Consider the following 17,012-nt stretch of genomic DNA (forward strand, 5'->3'; position numbering starts at 1 on the left):
TTTTTGCTAAATGTGACTATTTTTCAGACTTATAAGGAAATTCTTATTTATTTTTTGGGATTTTCTGAAAAAATATGTTAAGATGTTGAACATTATAAAGGTATATATCAACAATATGAACAAAAAATTTAAAATTTTAACACCATTTGCAGCTGTATATGTAGTTGCAGCTATAATAACATCTGTTGTATTTGCATCCCCCACAAATAATCTAGATAAATCTAGATTAGAAAAGCTTAATGATCCTATAAATTCTTTTGGCGATCCTAAAAATATTGAGCTAAAAGATGATACTGAAAAAGTAGAGAAATTTCCTAATACTGAATCTTCAATAAGCGATATTAATGGATTCATTTCAAAAAGTGCTATTAACACTTCGAATATGACTTCTACCAATAGTGCTATAAATCAGCAATCTAAGAATAATTATTGGTTTTTAAACACTAAATTTTGAGAAGATCTAAACTTTGATTTTATTGGTTTTGATGAAGAAAGCAAACAAAAAGATGACAAAAAGAAATCTGAAAAGTCAAAATTAGATGCTAAGTCAGAATCAAAAAGTGATTCTTGATACAATAACACTAAGTTTTGAGAAAATCTAGGTTTTGATTTCATTACTTCTGACCATAATACCTATAAAACAGATACAAAAGTTATAGAAATATATAAAATTAAGGAAATAATCGAAGAAAAAGAAAAAAAGATAAATTCTGTTAATGAAGCATCTTCTGAAAAAAATGAAATAAAAGAGAAATCAGTTGATGATTTAGAAAAAATGCTTGCAGAATTAGAAAAAAGACTCTTTGGTAGTTTTCGAGATGCAGTTATAGTAAAAGAGAACATTGATAAAGAAATTAGCAATCTAGAGAAAAATAAAGAGGATAATGAATCAAAACTAAATGAATATATAAACAAAAGAAAAGAAGCAGGTGAAAGGTTAACTAAAGAAAATGATGAATATTTTGAATACAAAAAATTAATTGAAGTATTGCAAGAAAAACTGAAAAAAATTAAGCAAAAGTAAAAATCACTGTTTAATTTTTTATTTTAATTTGTGTTATTAAAATTCTTACCTTATTAAAAAGGTATCAAATTAATTTTGCTTTAGTTTATCTAATAAATTTCGCTATTAAAACTACTGATAAAATCACTAGTGCAACAGTAATAAAATATGTTATTCACATCACTTTGTGAATTTTCTTTTTTTCTTTTTTTTAAAGATTCTTTGATAGATTTCCTAGAATTCAAATCTGCTTGAGATGCTGGTTTATGTTTATTTTCAGATCTGACAATATCTTCAGATAACATTAAGTTTTTCTCAGTTAAAATCTGATTAGTATATGGATTGTTTTTTTCAGTAACGTTAAGTGAAATCTGCTTGTTATCATTCTGTTGAACATAGTTATCAAAACGATATTCTGTTTTGGATGAATTTTTGGCTATAACATAATTTGATTCAACAAAAATGTGTTTTTCACTGGCTACATATTCATCATGCACTTCTGATATTTGAGTGCTATTGCTGGCTTGATAGTTATTGTTGTAGTCAAAAACAGGTAATTCTAATTTGTATAAATTTTTATCATATGCAATTTTATAGGCAGATTCATCATTTTTAGTTATTCTTTTAATTCGACTATTAGTTACAAATCCCTCGTGTGTTAGCTCAAGCATTTGCATAATCTTAAGTTCATCTATAGCATCAAGCAATGCATTATGTACTTCACTATATTGATTATTTCCTGATAGTAGTCTATATGTTGGCTCAACTCCTCAATTTCTTATTAGTGCTCCGCTTTTATGTGTTGGGGAATTTTTAGGTATAAAATCATTAGTGTTAACATTTCTAGCGGGTATACTAATGTCAAATCACTTGTATAAATTATGCAATTCAGGTAAATGGTTGTAATCATATTTAGTATATGAAAATAAGTCTGATATATTGTAATAATCTAAAAATTCAATAAGTTTTCCAACTGCTTCTTCATATGTATTAACCACATAATCTTTTATTCCATATTTCTCTAATTCTGGAATGTGGTAAACATTGCTGTACATTGATGGCGATTGTTCTCGTTCACCTATTAATCAGTAATTTTGGTCAACTAACTTGAAGTTGTTTTTATCTGCTATAGCAACTCCTATCGACACAACTTCATTGAAAAAATTAGTTTCAACATCAATTACTGCAATATTACTGTCCTCGGTTATAGTCTCACCGTATTCACCTTTTTTATAATCATTTTTAATTCATGGCGCATCATAGTTTATATTGTTAATATCTATTTTAAAATTGCCTTTTGATATAGCTAAGGCCACTTTGTTTGCAAAGTCATTCTTGTCTTTTATTTTTATGTTGTAAGCTGTATTATTTTTAACATTTCAAAGAATACCTTTGTCTAAATTAAGTGCAAACATATACATTGCTGTTTGTAAAAAATTATTTTGTGATAATTCATTCACAAATTTTAGTTCATAAACAGTGTCATCTTTTACTACATCTGCAAGGCCAAATATACGCATCTCATAGTTATTTAGATGATTTCTAAATACTAATCCGCATCCTTCTTGAACTATTTCATTTCTACCCAACATCGTACTAATTCTATTATGTATAAGTTTCTTTTCATGTTCATTAACAAAATCAGTCGCTGCTTGTTTTATATATCGCATCTGATTTGTTTCCATTGCAGTTAAAAACAAAATCAAATCATTCACTGTATCTCTTTGCACAACAAAATCTTTTTTATAGATTTCTTCTCATTTCGATCCTTTGATTAATTGAAATTCAATTTCTTTTTTTATATTATATGAATTAAAATATGATGCTTCCTGATAAATACCAATGCACGGACTTAGATCTATCAAATAATCATTTTGTTTTATATTAATTGTTGAGTTATCTCTGATATCAATTAAATCAACTTCTAAACAGTTATACACATCAGTTAAGTGCTCACTAAATTTATGTTCAAACATGTCTGAAATTCTATATCAGCGTACAAGTTGTTCCTCAATAGTTAGATCATTTTTAAGTTCGTGTTCATTTAATAAGTCATAATATTCGTTAAGGAAAATAATTTTTCTTTTGCCTCTGCTTGCTGCAACAGCAAAAATATTTTTAATAATTGTTGGGTTGGTATCATATTGTTGAAGCCTTCATCCATAATATCAGTATGATCAGTCAAAAACAACACAAATTGGTCTTTCTAAGCCTTTAGAGCTATCAAATGTTGTAAAAATGGCTGAATCTTTTTTTGGCTCAACCATTTTTTCTTCATCTCGTATGCTAGCATATACAGTTTTTTATTGAACTTTTCTGGATAATTATTTTCTAATTCATTAAGAACTTCAGTAATTAATCCTCTTCTACTTCCTAAGCACAAAATATCCTTAGGATCCTGAGTTGATAAAAATTGAATAATTTCATCTTTATTTTTATATTCTATTTCACAATTTTCATTCACACCTACAATATTTTTATTTCAAACTCTACCAAGCATTGCTCCATGCTCTTTAGGCATTCTAAATGATTGAGTAAAGCTAATCTTTTCATAATTTACCAAAAAGTTATTTATGAATTCATCTGCCTTTAAAGTTGTTGAGTCATATATTTTCTGATCCATATCTCCAACAGCCACAATTTGTATATTTGGATTATGCTCCTTGATTCTTGTCAACAAATCACTAATCTCAGTGTTAATGTCTTGATATTCATCAAGAACTAAAATGTCGTAATTTCCTGGAACAATATCAGTTTCAAGATAGTCTTTTATAGCATCGTTACCTGATGTCTTTATATTGTTTCTTATAAGTATTCCGTATGCAAAGCCATGATAATTTGTTGTGGTAACATTTTTATTCCTAATTTTGTTTTTGGCATCTAGTTTCAATAATTTATTGTATGTTAAATACAAAATTTTCTTTGTTATGGACAACTCATTACATAATGCTTGTATTGCAGTTGTTTTACCGCTGCCTATGCACGCATCTACCAAAACATTTTTACCTTCTCTGACTAAATCAATCATTTTTTGTTGTTCAGAAGTTAAATTTTTGTATGATAAAACAAAGTTGTTAGAACTCATATAACCCCTAAGAATTAGTATTATTCAAAATGCTACTAAGTATAGGTTGCAAAAATTTTGCCCATTTTTTAGGGCAAAATGCAACAATTTATTTTAAAAATCATACACTATATTCGAAGTTATCCTTTGGTATGGAATGAATATGAAATTATTTCTAAAAAAATTTAGTTTAAAAACGTAAATATTGCAAAAATACCACAATTTTATTGTGATATTTTTGTCATTATGCTTTTTGACTAAAACTCCTTATTTATAATACTGCATGAATATTTTAATAATTAGAAGGACATGTAAAAATGAAGAAAAAACTTACTATTGCCCTTTCATCAGTAATTGGTACTGCACTGCTAGCAACTGCTATTGCAGTTCCAATCGCTTTGCATCAAAAAAATAAAAAACCACTTATGATTAATAATAATTTTGGCGCTATCAAAAATCCTAAAGATATGAATGATTTAATGATAGATGATGGCGATATGACTAAAAGTCATCCACCATTAATGAAATCTGAACCAGTGGATCTTAGTTCTCTTATTAATAAAGCAAGTTTAGGCTTAATAATTACAGAAAATGATTTACCTACTGAAAAGCAATTATTAGATTTAGTTAAGAAAGAAAATCCCGGCTTAGGTGAACAGGCCTTACAGTCTTTAACTGTTGAAAACATCTCTAAAGAAGGTTCAACAATAACTTCTAAAAATAAAGATGATTTTTCAGGAGAAATAAAGCTTGAATATAGATCTAGAACAAATAGTGAACAAGATGAATATAACAAGAAAACAACTGAACTAGTAAAAACAACATGGAATAATTCATTTAAAAATAAAATGCACAACCTTATGACATTTGGTGAAATTTTTGATAGCCTAGTGAAAAAAGTTAATAGAGAAGATAGCAAGATTACTATTGATGAAGACTTGAAAAAAACTTACATTACGACATATTTAAAAAACGGTGCTAATAGTGGCAGTAGTGGTTCAGGATCTAACGGTGTTCAAGGTAATAGCGACAATAAAGAATTTGTTGTTAAAGTTGAAGATAAAGATGAAATTAAATTAGAAATTGGCTTTGCCAGGGGGGGGACTGTTCCTACCAAATACATTGACAAAAATGGTAAAGAAGTTAGCGCAGATAGTTGAGATTTATCTAACATAGATGCTGCTGTTATCACTAAAATTGGCTTCCATGATTACAAAGGAAGCATTAGAGTACCTGTTATGCCTAAAAATGTTAAGCAAGTACCAAAAGAATTGCCGTCAGTAGTAACTAGTTTAGAAAAAACGTTTAAAGGATTAAAAAGTGACAAAGTACTAGGAATTGAAAGCTGAGATACGTCAAATATTACAAATTTATCAGAAACATTTATTGATGCCGAAAACTTTAATCAGGACTTGTCAAATTGAAAAACCTTAAATGTCACAGATATGTCAGCAACATTTTTTAATGCTAAAAAATTCAATAGTCCATTAGATAAATGAGATACATCTAATGTGGAAAATATGCAATCAATGTTCTATGGTGCATCTGAATTTAATCAAAATATAAGTGAATGAAATGTGAAAAAAGTAAAAGAGCATAGTAATTTTTGCACGAATTCTGGCCTAAAATGTGGAATGACTGAACCTGAATGTAAAGCTCAAAATTGTCCGACGTTTTGTTGCGAAAATAATAAACAATGCGAAATGTGTAAAAAAGCAATGGCAATGAAATAGCTTTATACACCATATTGAAACTAAATTATTAAACAGTTCATAAACCACTATCAAACAAGTAAAAAAGAAAACTCCGCCATTGGAGTTTTTATTTTCTACTTTAGTTGATTGTAACTGTAATTGCTTCTGAAGCTAATGTGTTTTCATTTGCAATTGTTCTTATTTGGTAAGTACCACTAGCTAAATTAGAAAGCTTTCTAGTTGTTATTTTTGTTCAGCTACCTTGATTTTCTAAACGAAATTCCATTGAGTTATCAACACCAACAATTACTCTGTTATGAACCCTAACTTTGTTTCTAAGATCGTTGTCATTACCTTTTAAAAGTGGAATAACTTGAATATCTGATTCATACATATTGGCACTGTGTTTATGACGAACCGAGATTGAACCGAGCACAACATTATTTATTTCAAAGTTATCGTTTGTAATATTTTTTCACTCACCAAAATTATTACGGGATTCCATACCTGATGAAACATTAGTTAGCTTAATTGAATTATCGCTTAATGAAATTATTTTAGCTTCTGGTGTTTGATGTTTTTGAACATCAAATTCAAATTCATTTGTGCCAGTAATATTAAATTTATGACCATATTTTTTAATATCTAGTTTAACTTTAGTTTTTTCATATTTTGTAAAGTGATCTAGGTAAACAATATAGCCATCACTAACTTTTTCAACATTGTTAACCATTGCATTTGTTACAATAAAGTTTCCTTTATCTAAAGATACTTCATTTGGATTTAATGTAACTTTTAGTGAATATTTGCCAAATGTTTTGCCTAAATTACTATTTTGGCTTACTGATGCACTAATTTCTTTAAGTTGGAAATTATTGCTAAAGTCCTTGAATGCGTATCTTATTTTTTTATAACTTACTCATGAAATAGGAGACTCGTGATATTTATCGATTCTTACTCCACGCTCTTCTAATTTGCGTGATAAATTCTCTAAATTATGTGGTAGCGCATAAACATCTAGTCAATTCGAGTCACTAAAGTCACTTGCTTTTTCAAATTTTTGGTCAAATAATGCCATTGCTTCATCAACATTAGAAACATAACTTGCATTTTTGTGATTTCTAAAACGATTGCCCATTCTGTCTTTGTAGTGGTTGTAAAAGCCTTTAGCATATGAAAAATCATCATCATGCATTAAGAAGTAATTGTATGTGACTTTGTGTTTGTCAACTCTATCTATTGCTTTGCCTTTAGTCAAATCAACCCTGTCAGATGTTGTATCAACATGATATCATTTGCCTTCAATTTCAACTAAGTTTCAAGCATGTTTTACACTTCTTCAACTAGCTATATTTCCAGTCATCATTATGCTTAAAATTTTCATTTCATGCATTAGCATGTTGAATCCATTTGCATATCCAGTACATATTGCATTTTTTTCAATAAGTGCCGAATGAGCTGATTGATCTTTTCAAATATCACCAGTATCAACATATGTAACATTAGCAGTTAATCACTCGTGTGCTTTAATTATTTTTTCTAATGTAGATAGATCTTTTTCACTCAGCTACTATTTTTTAGCTGCTTCTCTAGCTTCTTTTTCTTCTTTTAATTTTCTGTCTTCATCTTCATTTCCAACAGAAACAATTGCTCTATATAAATTGCCTTTATATTCGGCTCATACTTCAGCATTTCATTGGCTGTTTGTGTGTTTTTTACCTGAAATATAGCCTTTTTCGTCAAGTGTTAAATATGTTTTATCATTGTCCTGATTTGCATCAAAAACTAAATCTTCAGGATATGAAGTCTTTTGATATCATTTAACACCTTCAACAACTTGCTTAGTTTCATTATCTATTAAAGAAAGTTGTTTTTTCTCAGAGCCATTGCCCATAACGGTAACATTTTGCATGTTAAGAGCATACTTAGGATGTGAATAATAGTTTCAAGCTTTCATTTCATTTTTGTCTAAAAGTAATTTATGAACTTGTTCTTTTGAAAGCGCTCTTTCTTCAAAAGGCTCATCATATTGCACAGGGTATTTAATTGCAGATTCTGTTGCAACTGAAGTTGAAGTTGGTAGTTCACTTGCATTGCTTGAATAATTTATAGAACTTGTGCTGCTTGTGTTATTTTCAGCTGTTGTTGAAGCACTTGTAGGTGTGGTTGTAGATGTATTGATGGCATTTGCTGCGTTATTGATATTAACTTCACCACTAATTTCATCTGATTTAGTAATTTCTGTCTCTGGCTGTTTTACAGGTTCTTTAGGAAAATTAGCAGCATTTTTAGCGCTAGTTTTATCAACTGCTGTGCTAGTATGCACATCAGTATCATTACTGTCTAAAGCCAACTTAACATTTTCAGCAAAATCTGCTGAAACAGCAGAGGCTGAAGTAGCATTTTCAATAAAATTGTGATTTTCAATAACTGAAGGCAAGATTTTTTCAAGCTCTTCTATTTTTTCTTCATAACGCGAGCTGACTGTATTTATTGAAAATACATTTCCATTTCCATTACCAAATTCACAACTAGCTGAAATTACAGAAGTTGCAAAAATTGAACTTAAAGCCAAAACGCTAAGTAATTTATTCTTCTTCATAACCACCTACTTCATCCATATTTTCTTTATGCAAATAATTTATTTCACATTATAAATGTGCTCCCTAAATTAATAACAACTTTTTGAAGCAATTTATGCAAAATATGGAATGATTTTCCATATATTTTTTATGTATTTAGTTGTCAAAAATTGGCTCTACTAAAGTTCTGAAGTTAATTAAAATCATAAGCGCGATAAAATAATTAAACTATGAAAAATATTAAGATTTATGAATTATTTGCTGGTATTGGAAGCCAATATAAAGCTTGTAAAAATATTGAAAGTGAACTTAGTGTTAATTTTGTAAGCTTAGGAGCTTGTGAATGATACATTGATGCAATTATTGCTTATATGAAAATACACTACGATAGTGTTTTGCTTGAAAGTGACTTAAGCAAGGATGAAATGGTTAATTTGTTAAATAAATTTACCTTTTCAGCTGATTCTAAAAAAGAAGTCAATAAAGCCTATTTTACAAGGATGAATGAACAAAAGCTCCGTTCAATTTTTCCTTATCTTTTTGGCTTTGTAAATTATGAATATTTTAGTAAAAAGTGAGATAAATCTAAAATAGAAAATAGGGGGGCACGAGTTTCACTCGTTTACGAATATCAAAGATATTCAAATTTTGCCTAAAGACATTGATATTCTAACTTATTCTTTTCCTTGTCAAGATATTTCTCAGCAAGGGAATCAAAAAGGCATAACAAAGCAAACTAGATCAGGATTGCTTTATGAAGTTGAAAGAATTTTAAAAAGCAATAAAGATAGACTCCCTAACGTACTGCTTTTAGAAAATGTAAAAGCATTAGCATCTAAAAAATTCATAAATCAGTTTCAAGATTGAATAGCTTCCTTAAGCGAATTAGGCTATAAATCAGTGTGAAAAGTAGTTAACTCAGTTGACTATGGCTCTGTGCAAAATCGTGAAAGAGTATTTTGTGTTTCTTACTTAGCAAATAATGATTTTGACTTCCCACAGGCAGTAAAATCATTTAAAAAATTAGAAAATATTGTTTTCGATAATTCAGAAATGAAAAATTGCAATGATCTGTTGCAATATTTTCATAATAACTTTAGTGAAACAAAAAATCAAATTGTTAAGACCAAACTACTTGATTACACTAACTTTAACTCTGAAGCATATGTTTATTTACCAACTAAACTAGGACCAACATTAACTGCTTCAGGTGCAAACGCTAGATTAAAGTTTTATTTTAACCAAACAAATGAACTTAAATTAATGTCATCTAAACAAGCATTTTTATATATGGGATTTACCGAAAAAGACTATTTTAAGGCAAAAGAAGGAAATTTAATCAGCGAGCAAAAATTGATTTTTTTATGTGGTAATTCAATTTCAGTTGAAGTTTTAGAAAGTATTTTTGGCAGGTTATAAAATGCAATTTAGTAAAAGCATAAGAAAATACAGACTAAATTTTGCCACTAAATCTTTGAATAACAAAAAATCAAATAGTGCTAAAGCAAAAGGTTATATAGACTTATATATTGATACTTTTGATGAAATAATGTATTTAGCTTACTGAAAAATAAACTTTGACTATCTTATAATAGATCAGTATACAACTAGATCATGATTTGAATGCCAAAATAGTAATTTCAAATTACGTAGTTCATTATTTAATGAACTAAATATAAGTCAGCACCCTAGACTTAGTCGAAGCTCTAATTTGCTATATGAATTAAATCCTCAGGAGATAGAAATTACTAACTCATGATTTAACTCAAAAACCTATAAATCAACCTTAAAGAACATAATTTCTATTATTAAAGGCAACAATGCAGGTGGCTCATTTTCTAGCCCAAAAGCTGCTGAAATAATTTGTACAAATTTAAATAATGATAATGAAGTTTACAAGGAAAACTTAATTATGTTTCTAGATAATATTGATTTTAAAAATTCATTTATAACTGATGTCAATGAATCAAATATTGAGAATTATGATTCAGCTTTAGCTCATGAACCAATTAATATTAATGATCTTATAGGCTTAATTAAAACAAATCCAAAATATAAACCTTATGAAATGCTTTTAGATCTAACTTCAAATTTGGAAAAAGAAGCATCGATTAGAAAAGAGGATTTTAAGACGCAAAAAGAATTTATAAATCAATTAATCAAAGAAACATCCACAACAGGTAGAGCAATGTTGCTTGCTAATCAAGATATTACACGTAAAAGAGCTAGCGCTTCAAGAATGGATATAAATGTTTTTGAAGAAGACTACTATACTTATGAAAATGCTCATATTTATGATGTTAAAGCAATAAAAAATAGACTTTCTGAGCTTATTTCTAAAAATTATCAAAAACATAAAACCTCTGCAAGGCAAATAATTAACTCTAATGAATGTCAAAGTGTTTTAAGTTTAGTTAATGATGAAAATAATCTAATAAACTTACCAAAGCAGGTACATGATTGATTTGATGATAACAGATTTACATATGATCAAAATGGTATATTAGTTTTGTTAGATAATACTTTAAAAGTAGATGAATACAATGAATTCAAAAAGTGCACTAAAATACCATATATCTTTTTAAATAATAGGCGTAAAGAGTTTATAAATTTAAGAAATATATTCCGAAAAAATGATGTTTAGAGGCTTGTATTAGTTGTTTAAAAAACCAAATTAAAAGAGCAAAGTCTGCTCTTTTTAAATTGCTTTAAGTTAACTAATTATCCTTATTTATAGCTTCTAAAGTCAATTACAGCTCTGCCGATTAACTCACCTTTAGATAGCTTTTCAAACACATCTTTTACTTCATCTAAGTTAATTACCTGCCCAACTTTAGATACTATGCCTTTTGTACCTAAAATTAGTGCTTCTTTAGTATCTTGCCTTGTGCCAACAACAGAACCAAGAATATGATTTTCGCCTGAAATTGTGGCTAAAATTGACAAAGGAAATTCTATTTTTCCATTTTCATCTTTTGGTGGAACACCAACTAATACTTGCTTGCCTGCTCTACGTAAAATATACATTGCTAAGACTGCTGAAGCGGCAGAAACTGATGTATTAATTACAGCATGCACACCGCCATTAGTAATTTCTTTAATTTCTTGAACTAATGATAAATCATTAGCATTAAATGTATGGTGCGCTCCTTCAGTTTTAGCTGATTCTAATTTCTTATCGTCAATATCTATAGCAATAATATTTAGCCCCATAGCTTTAGCATATGCTATTGCAAAATGACCTAGTCCACCAATTCCAATAATAGCAACATAATCACCAACTTTTAATTCAGCTTGCTTTAGTGCTTTATAACTAGTTACTCCGCCACATAATATTGGCGCTCCTGCAACAATATCTAAATTACTTGGTATAGGCAAAACATAATCTTCATGTCCAATTGTATATTCAGCAAAAGTTCCTGGCTTAACTAAAGAAGTTACAACTCTAGAAGTACATAAAATTTCTTTTCCACTTATGCAATATTCGCACTGACCACATGCACTAAACATATATCCAATGCCAACTCTGTCGCCAACTTTTATTTTGCTGCATTTTGGCCCAACTTTTGTAACAATTCCTATGCCTTCATGACCTGGCACCATTGGATAATTTGGTTGTCTAGGTCAATCAAAATTTGCTATATGCAAATCTGTGTGACACACACCACTAGTTTCTAATTTAACTAAAACCTCATTATCAACTGGTTCTGGTATATCAATTAATTCAACACTATATTCTTTAGGGGCTTTCACCACAAAAGCTTTCATCTTACTCATCTTTAACACAACCTTTATTAATAATCGCCAATTATTAATAAATGATATTAAGTTATCTTTTCAAATTTCAAAATATGGAAAAATAGTCTTATTTTTTATATACAAAAATCAAAAAACAAAAAATAAAAGCAGATAGTGGGTTCTCTGCTTTTGATTTTCTTTTGAATTTTATTTAGAGCAACAAAACCGAAAAATATATAAATTAAAATACAACTATTTTTTTTGCTTTGTATACATATTATAAGCTTCAGTTAATTTTGCTTTTACCTTTGCAAACTTATCAAGAAATTCCTTGCTATTTGTTTTAGGTTCAGAAGAACTTGTTAAATTTGTAACATCATCAAAAATATCACTAAGGTCATTTATATCTTCTTCTTCATAGCCAAATTTTTTCAAGAAATCCTCAACACCTTTATTGAAGTTCTTAATAGTTTTGTTGGATGTAGAATCGAATTCATTTTTTAATATTTTAAGACTGTCTTCAGTTTTTAGTTTCTCTTCAATATTTCCACACCCATTAAAAAAAGTGTATAAAACTTCCAATTTCTTTTCTGGCTCAGATTCAACAGCCTCTGTTTCATTATTTGCAGTACCAGGATCATCTCCCATAGGTTGTTCTCCACTATTAGTGCTATCTCCATTTCTAGGTGTAGTTCCTTCAGTTCCGCTTCCTTGAGTGCCATTGTCTCCATTGTCTGCTGGTTGAGTACTTTCAGGTGATCTAGAGCCTTCAGTTGTTTCGGGAGCGCTAGGGGTCTCATGTTCTGTTGGCATATCAGAAGGAGCAGTTTCATCATTCATCGGAGGCATTTCTTCTCTAGGGCTATTGCCCCCCTGCTTTCATTAGAGCTTCCGTCTTCACTATTTGGAGTAGCTTCACTATTATTTGATTCTTCCCCACTTCCTTGATTTCCTTGGTTATTTTCTGATTGTATTGAACTTCCGTCTTGATTGTCGTCTCTGTTTACAGAATTAGTGTTGGTATTATTATTTATATCTGGTTTATTTTTGTTTTCATCTTTGTTGTTTTTGTCATCTTCTTTATTATTAGTTGATGACGAATCTGTAATATCACATTTTGCAGCAACAAATGGCAAAACACTAAAAGATGCCATTGCTCCCAAAATTGTTAAAAATTTATTAATTTTTTTTCATAATGAGAAAGTATATAGTTTTTGATATCTTTAATACTATTTTCATAAATTAATACTATGGATTCTTAATTTAAAATTAGTTTTATTCAAAAATATGAAAAGTAATTGTTCAAGAAGCTTATGAAGTTTTTGAATGTGAATGAGCAAACAAAATTACTTTTTAAAAGTTTAGCTGATAATTGTGAAGGTAAAATGAAATTAAAATGCTATTTATGATATATCAAAAATTAGTCAAAGATAAGTACAAAACCATTAGGTTAAACAGTAAGATTTTAAAAAGAAAGTAAAAAATGCAGAAACTAAAGCTGCATTTTTTAATTATTTATATAAAAAATAAGAGGGAACTATCTTGAAAGATGATCTTCAGTTGTACCTCATGCTGAAGCCCATCTCTTTTTTAATTCACTTTTAATACTTGAATTTTTAAATATACCTTTAATAACGTTTTTATTAGTAATATTTCAACCATTTATGTCCTGATTAAATTTTGAAACATTGTAAAACGCTTCACTTGTTGTCTTCAAATTCTTTGTATTTCATTTTTCAAGATTATCAATCTTATCTGACTTAAGATTGTGGAATGTTAAATATAATGAATCAATTTTTAGAGGTAAATGTTCAGGAACTTTTGTTGTGTGATGCGGAAGCCCAGTTGCTCTAATTTTTCCATTTTCAAGAAAATAGCCTAATTGAGTTGCTACAAGTTTTTTATTTCTGCCATTTACAGGACTTCAGTTTTTATTTATTTTATTGTCTGAAAGGTTAGATATTATTTTATTTGGCTCTTCTTCAAAATAATATTTTGTCAGAACTTGATCTTTTAATACTTTTCTTAAAGTAACGTTGAAGCTTTGTGTTCCTAGCTTTAAGTTAATTTTATTTTTTCCGCCTTGAACATCAACTTCAAGTTTACTATTTTTATCACTTGGATTTTGAAGGACAATGTTATTTATATTTTTTTCTCTAGCATATAATGCAATTTGATCAAGAAATTCACCTTGAGTGTGGAATGAACCAAAAGCATCTTCATGTATTTTAACTATACTCTTAACAGTTTCAACATCTTTTTTATCTTTTGCTTCTTGTGCTTCTTTTTGTTTCCTTGTAGCTTCTTCTTGCTTTCTTTTTTTCTTCTTGTTGTTTTCTTTCTTCTTCTTTTGCTTTAGTGGCCTCTTCTTGTATTCTTTTTGCTTCCTCTAATGTATGCGGCATAGCATATGTGCCACCATTATTTTCTGAATTATCTGGTTGATCCCCTTGCTCACTATTAGAATGAGTAGTCGAATCACTCATACTATCCATATTATTATCATTATTATTTAGGGGGGGGGTGTCATTTTTAGGATTTGTATTTTCTTCAGTTATAGCACCAGTCATTTCACTCTTATTTTCATCTCTTTTTTTACATGAGGCTGCAATTAAAGGTAGTGAAACTAGAGAAAGTGACAAGCTAGTTAGAATTTTTGTTTTCTTTTTCATGTTTTAAATTTTCCTTTCATTGATTATCACTTACACTTAAGTAAGCAAAAGTAATTGCCATTCTTGATTAATTGTATAAATTTAATAAATAATAAATTAAGATAGCAAAAATATAGTGTCTTTAATTCAAGAAAGAATATTACTAAAAAAATTTATTTTTGAAGCAAGAATTTAAAAATAAAATAGATAGCGTCTATTCTATCTATTACTTAAATGTCTATAAAACAATGCTTTTGGCTGTTTTATTTTGTTTTGCCTTCAGCACCAACTTTTTCTAAATAAGTAAATATTTTATCTAGATCTTTGAATGTTTTAGCATTATGAAACATAGAGTTTAGTAATGTCTTTAATTTTTTAAATTCATCTAAAACTTTATTTTTGTTTTCAGAATCACTTTTTAATACATCATTGATCATTTTTTCAATATTTTCATATTCAGCATCGATTTCTTTTTTATAGTCTTTTTTGGCTTCATCATCTAAAATATCAGAAACTGATTGGCCATCATCAATTGAACTGTATACTCTGCCAATGTCATATCCTGATGCATCAGTTTCATTTGCATCCCTTTCAGTAACTTTTGGCATTTTAGTGTTCATATTATTTGCTGAATCACCAACTGATGGAACAACTTGAGACTTTTCGCTTCCTAAAACACTTTTTTCATTTTTTGGATTTTCGTTTTTTAATTGTTTCTTAGGTGCTGATTCATTTTCTTTTTTGTCAATAGTTGAATTTTCAGATGTACTGTCTTTTTTATCTGCACCACTGTTTTTTTCAGTTTTGTTTTGGCTGTCACTTTTATCTTCTTTACCACTATTTAGGTTTTCATTGCCACATTTAGCTGCTACAAATGGAATTGCACTTAAAGAAGCAACTGAACCTAAAAATAAAAACTTAGATTTTTTCATACGATATTTATTATTCTCCCTTTAGTAATAGTTATGGTAATAAAAATGGAATTATATAAGTAAGAAAAAATAACCAGAGAGAGAGAGACGAGCCAAAATATGAAATTGTTTCCTTAAGCAAAATAGTGGCTTTTTTTGCTTGCTAAAATGAAGCCTTAAAACAAAATTTGTGCCCATTGTTAAAAGTAATTTATACAAATGCAAACTTTGCCTAAATAATTGTTTTATAGTGCTGTAAGCAAATTGAAACAACAAAAAACACCCTGAATTTAAATAATCAGGATGTTTCTTAAAAAGGTAATTTAATTATTTTCTAAAGTCAATAACAGCTCTTCCTAAGAACTCGCCTTTTTGAAGTTTGTCAAAAATGTCAGAAACTTCTTCTAGCTTAACTACCTTAGTAACTTCTGATTTGACTTTTCCTTCAGCAGCATATTCTAATGCTTCAGCTAAATCTTGTCTAGTACCTACAATTGAGCCTGCTAATTCACGTTCTAATAATACTGATCAGAAAATTGAAACTTTGAAGTCATCTTTGCCATGCTTATCTTTGGCTGGTAAGCCAACTAATACTTGACGACCACCACGACGAAGCATGTCCATACCTTGTTCAGCAGCACTAGGGTGCACTGATGTATTAACTACAGCGTGTACACCACCATTAGTAACTTCGATGATTTTTTCAATAAATTTAGGATCTTTAGCTGAATTAAATGCATATTCAGCACCTGATTTAAGGGCTAATTCGCATTTTTCATCTGATAAGTCAATGCCAATAGGTCTTAGACCCATAGCTTTAGCATATTGAATAGCCATTTGACCTAAGCCGCCAACACCAATAACAGCTACAAAATTGCCTGCTTTAGCTTTAGTTTGTTTTAATGACTTGTATGTTGTTACACCAGCACAAACAACAGGTGCGCCTGTAATTATGTCTAATTTCTCGGGCACTAGCCCAACATAATCTTCATGACCAATAGCATATTCAGCATATGAGCCATCTTTAGTATAAGCTGACATATTTTGATTTGGACAAAGAGTCTCTCTACCTGTTAAACAATATTCACAGTAACCACAAGCATCATGTAATCATGCTAAAGCAACTCTGTCACCAATTTTCAAGCGTGTGCATCCTTCCCCTAATGCAACAACTTTTCCAATTCCTTCATGCCCTGGTATTAATGGATATTTTGGTTCCACTAATCAATCATAATTTGCAGCATGCAAGTCTGTATGACAAATACCTGAAGTTTCCATTTCAATTAAAACTTCTTTGTATTTTGGCTTAGGTACATCCACTTCCTTAACACTTCACTTTTTAGGTTCAGTCACAACAAAAGCTTTCATT

General features: G+C 29.2%; 13 protein-coding genes and 1 pseudogene. 5 read left to right on the plus strand and 9 right to left on the minus strand.

Annotated features, from left to right (window positions below; translation table 4 throughout):
- The first annotated feature begins 115 nt into the window (after positions 1-115).
- Complete coding sequence (locus MAG_RS02145; protein WP_011949591.1) at positions 116-1,024, plus strand: coiled-coil domain-containing protein; 909 nt, start codon at positions 116-118, stop codon at positions 1,022-1,024.
- 89 nt (positions 1,025-1,113) lie between these two features.
- Here MAG_RS02145 and MAG_RS02150 read toward each other — a convergent pair whose 3' ends face one another.
- Entirely contained in the window at positions 1,114-3,270 is a 2,157-nt protein-coding gene (locus MAG_RS02150; protein WP_232955070.1) for a hypothetical protein, read from the minus strand.
- Entirely contained in the window at positions 3,210-4,088 is an 879-nt protein-coding gene (locus MAG_RS04380) for an AAA family ATPase (protein ID WP_011949592.1), read from the minus strand. Before MAG_RS04380 ends, MAG_RS02150 begins: the two co-directional genes overlap by 61 nt.
- A 296-nt stretch (positions 4,089-4,384) precedes the next feature.
- Here MAG_RS04380 and MAG_RS02160 point away from each other — a divergent pair, with 296 nt between their 5' ends.
- Positions 4,385-5,800, plus strand: a complete 1,416-nt coding sequence (locus MAG_RS02160) for a BspA family leucine-rich repeat surface protein (protein ID WP_011949593.1) — start codon at positions 4,385-4,387, stop codon at positions 5,798-5,800.
- 100 nt (positions 5,801-5,900) lie between these two features.
- Here the strand turns inward: MAG_RS02160 and MAG_RS04675 are convergent.
- Positions 5,901-8,363 (minus strand): annotated as a pseudogene (locus tag MAG_RS04675) (MAG6410 family transglutaminase-related lipoprotein).
- Positions 8,364-8,573: 210 nt separating this feature from the next.
- On the opposite strand from MAG_RS04675, the gene dcm_N reads away from it, so the two are divergent.
- The 3 genes from dcm_N to MAG_RS02180 are packed head-to-tail and all read left to right on the plus strand — an operon-like array spanning position 8,574 to position 10,987.
- Positions 8,574-8,999 (plus strand): DNA (cytosine-5-)-methyltransferase N-terminal subunit, encoded by a 426-nt coding sequence (dcm_N, locus tag MAG_RS04125; protein ID WP_011949596.1) that lies wholly within the window; start codon positions 8,574-8,576, stop codon positions 8,997-8,999.
- A complete protein-coding gene (gene dcm, locus MAG_RS04130; RefSeq protein ID WP_197532976.1) occupies positions 8,992-9,762 on the plus strand; it encodes a DNA (cytosine-5-)-methyltransferase in 771 nt (256 codons plus the stop codon). The genes dcm_N and dcm overlap by 8 nt, the downstream gene beginning before the upstream one ends.
- 1 nt (position 9,763) lies before the next feature.
- Complete coding sequence (locus MAG_RS02180; protein WP_011949597.1) at positions 9,764-10,987, plus strand: MAG4270 family putative restriction endonuclease; 1,224 nt, start codon at positions 9,764-9,766, stop codon at positions 10,985-10,987.
- An 83-nt stretch (positions 10,988-11,070) separates the two neighbouring features.
- Here the strand turns inward: MAG_RS02180 and MAG_RS02185 are convergent, their stop codons facing one another.
- The 6 genes from MAG_RS02185 to MAG_RS02205 all read right to left on the minus strand — a co-directional run bounded on the left by MAG_RS02185 (position 11,071) and on the right by MAG_RS02205 (position 17,011).
- Entirely contained in the window at positions 11,071-12,111 is a 1,041-nt protein-coding gene (locus tag MAG_RS02185) for a zinc-dependent alcohol dehydrogenase (protein WP_011949598.1), read from the minus strand.
- A 222-nt stretch (positions 12,112-12,333) separates the two neighbouring features.
- Positions 12,334-12,921, minus strand: coding sequence for an Mbov_0729 family lipopotein (locus MAG_RS02190; RefSeq protein ID WP_232955178.1), 588 nt, complete (start codon positions 12,919-12,921; stop codon positions 12,334-12,336).
- A gap of 697 nt (positions 12,922-13,618) precedes the next feature.
- On the minus strand, positions 13,619-13,798 hold the full coding sequence (locus MAG_RS04400; RefSeq protein ID WP_050809750.1) for a hypothetical protein: 180 nt from the start codon (positions 13,796-13,798) through the stop codon (positions 13,619-13,621).
- A 544-nt stretch (positions 13,799-14,342) separates the two neighbouring features.
- Complete coding sequence (locus tag MAG_RS04405) at positions 14,343-14,753, minus strand: variable surface lipoprotein (protein WP_011949601.1); 411 nt, start codon at positions 14,751-14,753, stop codon at positions 14,343-14,345.
- A 242-nt stretch (positions 14,754-14,995) separates the two neighbouring features.
- A complete protein-coding gene (locus MAG_RS02200) occupies positions 14,996-15,664 on the minus strand; it encodes a variable surface lipoprotein (RefSeq protein ID WP_011949602.1) in 669 nt (222 codons plus the stop codon).
- 306 nt (positions 15,665-15,970) lie between these two features.
- A complete protein-coding gene (locus tag MAG_RS02205) occupies positions 15,971-17,011 on the minus strand; it encodes a zinc-dependent alcohol dehydrogenase (RefSeq protein ID WP_011949603.1) in 1,041 nt (346 codons plus the stop codon).
- Between the last annotated feature and the right edge of the window lies 1 nt (position 17,012).

The organism is Mycoplasmopsis agalactiae PG2, assembly GCF_000063605.1.
Lineage (GTDB): Bacteria > Bacillota_I > Bacilli_A > Mycoplasmatales > Metamycoplasmataceae > Mycoplasmopsis > Mycoplasmopsis agalactiae.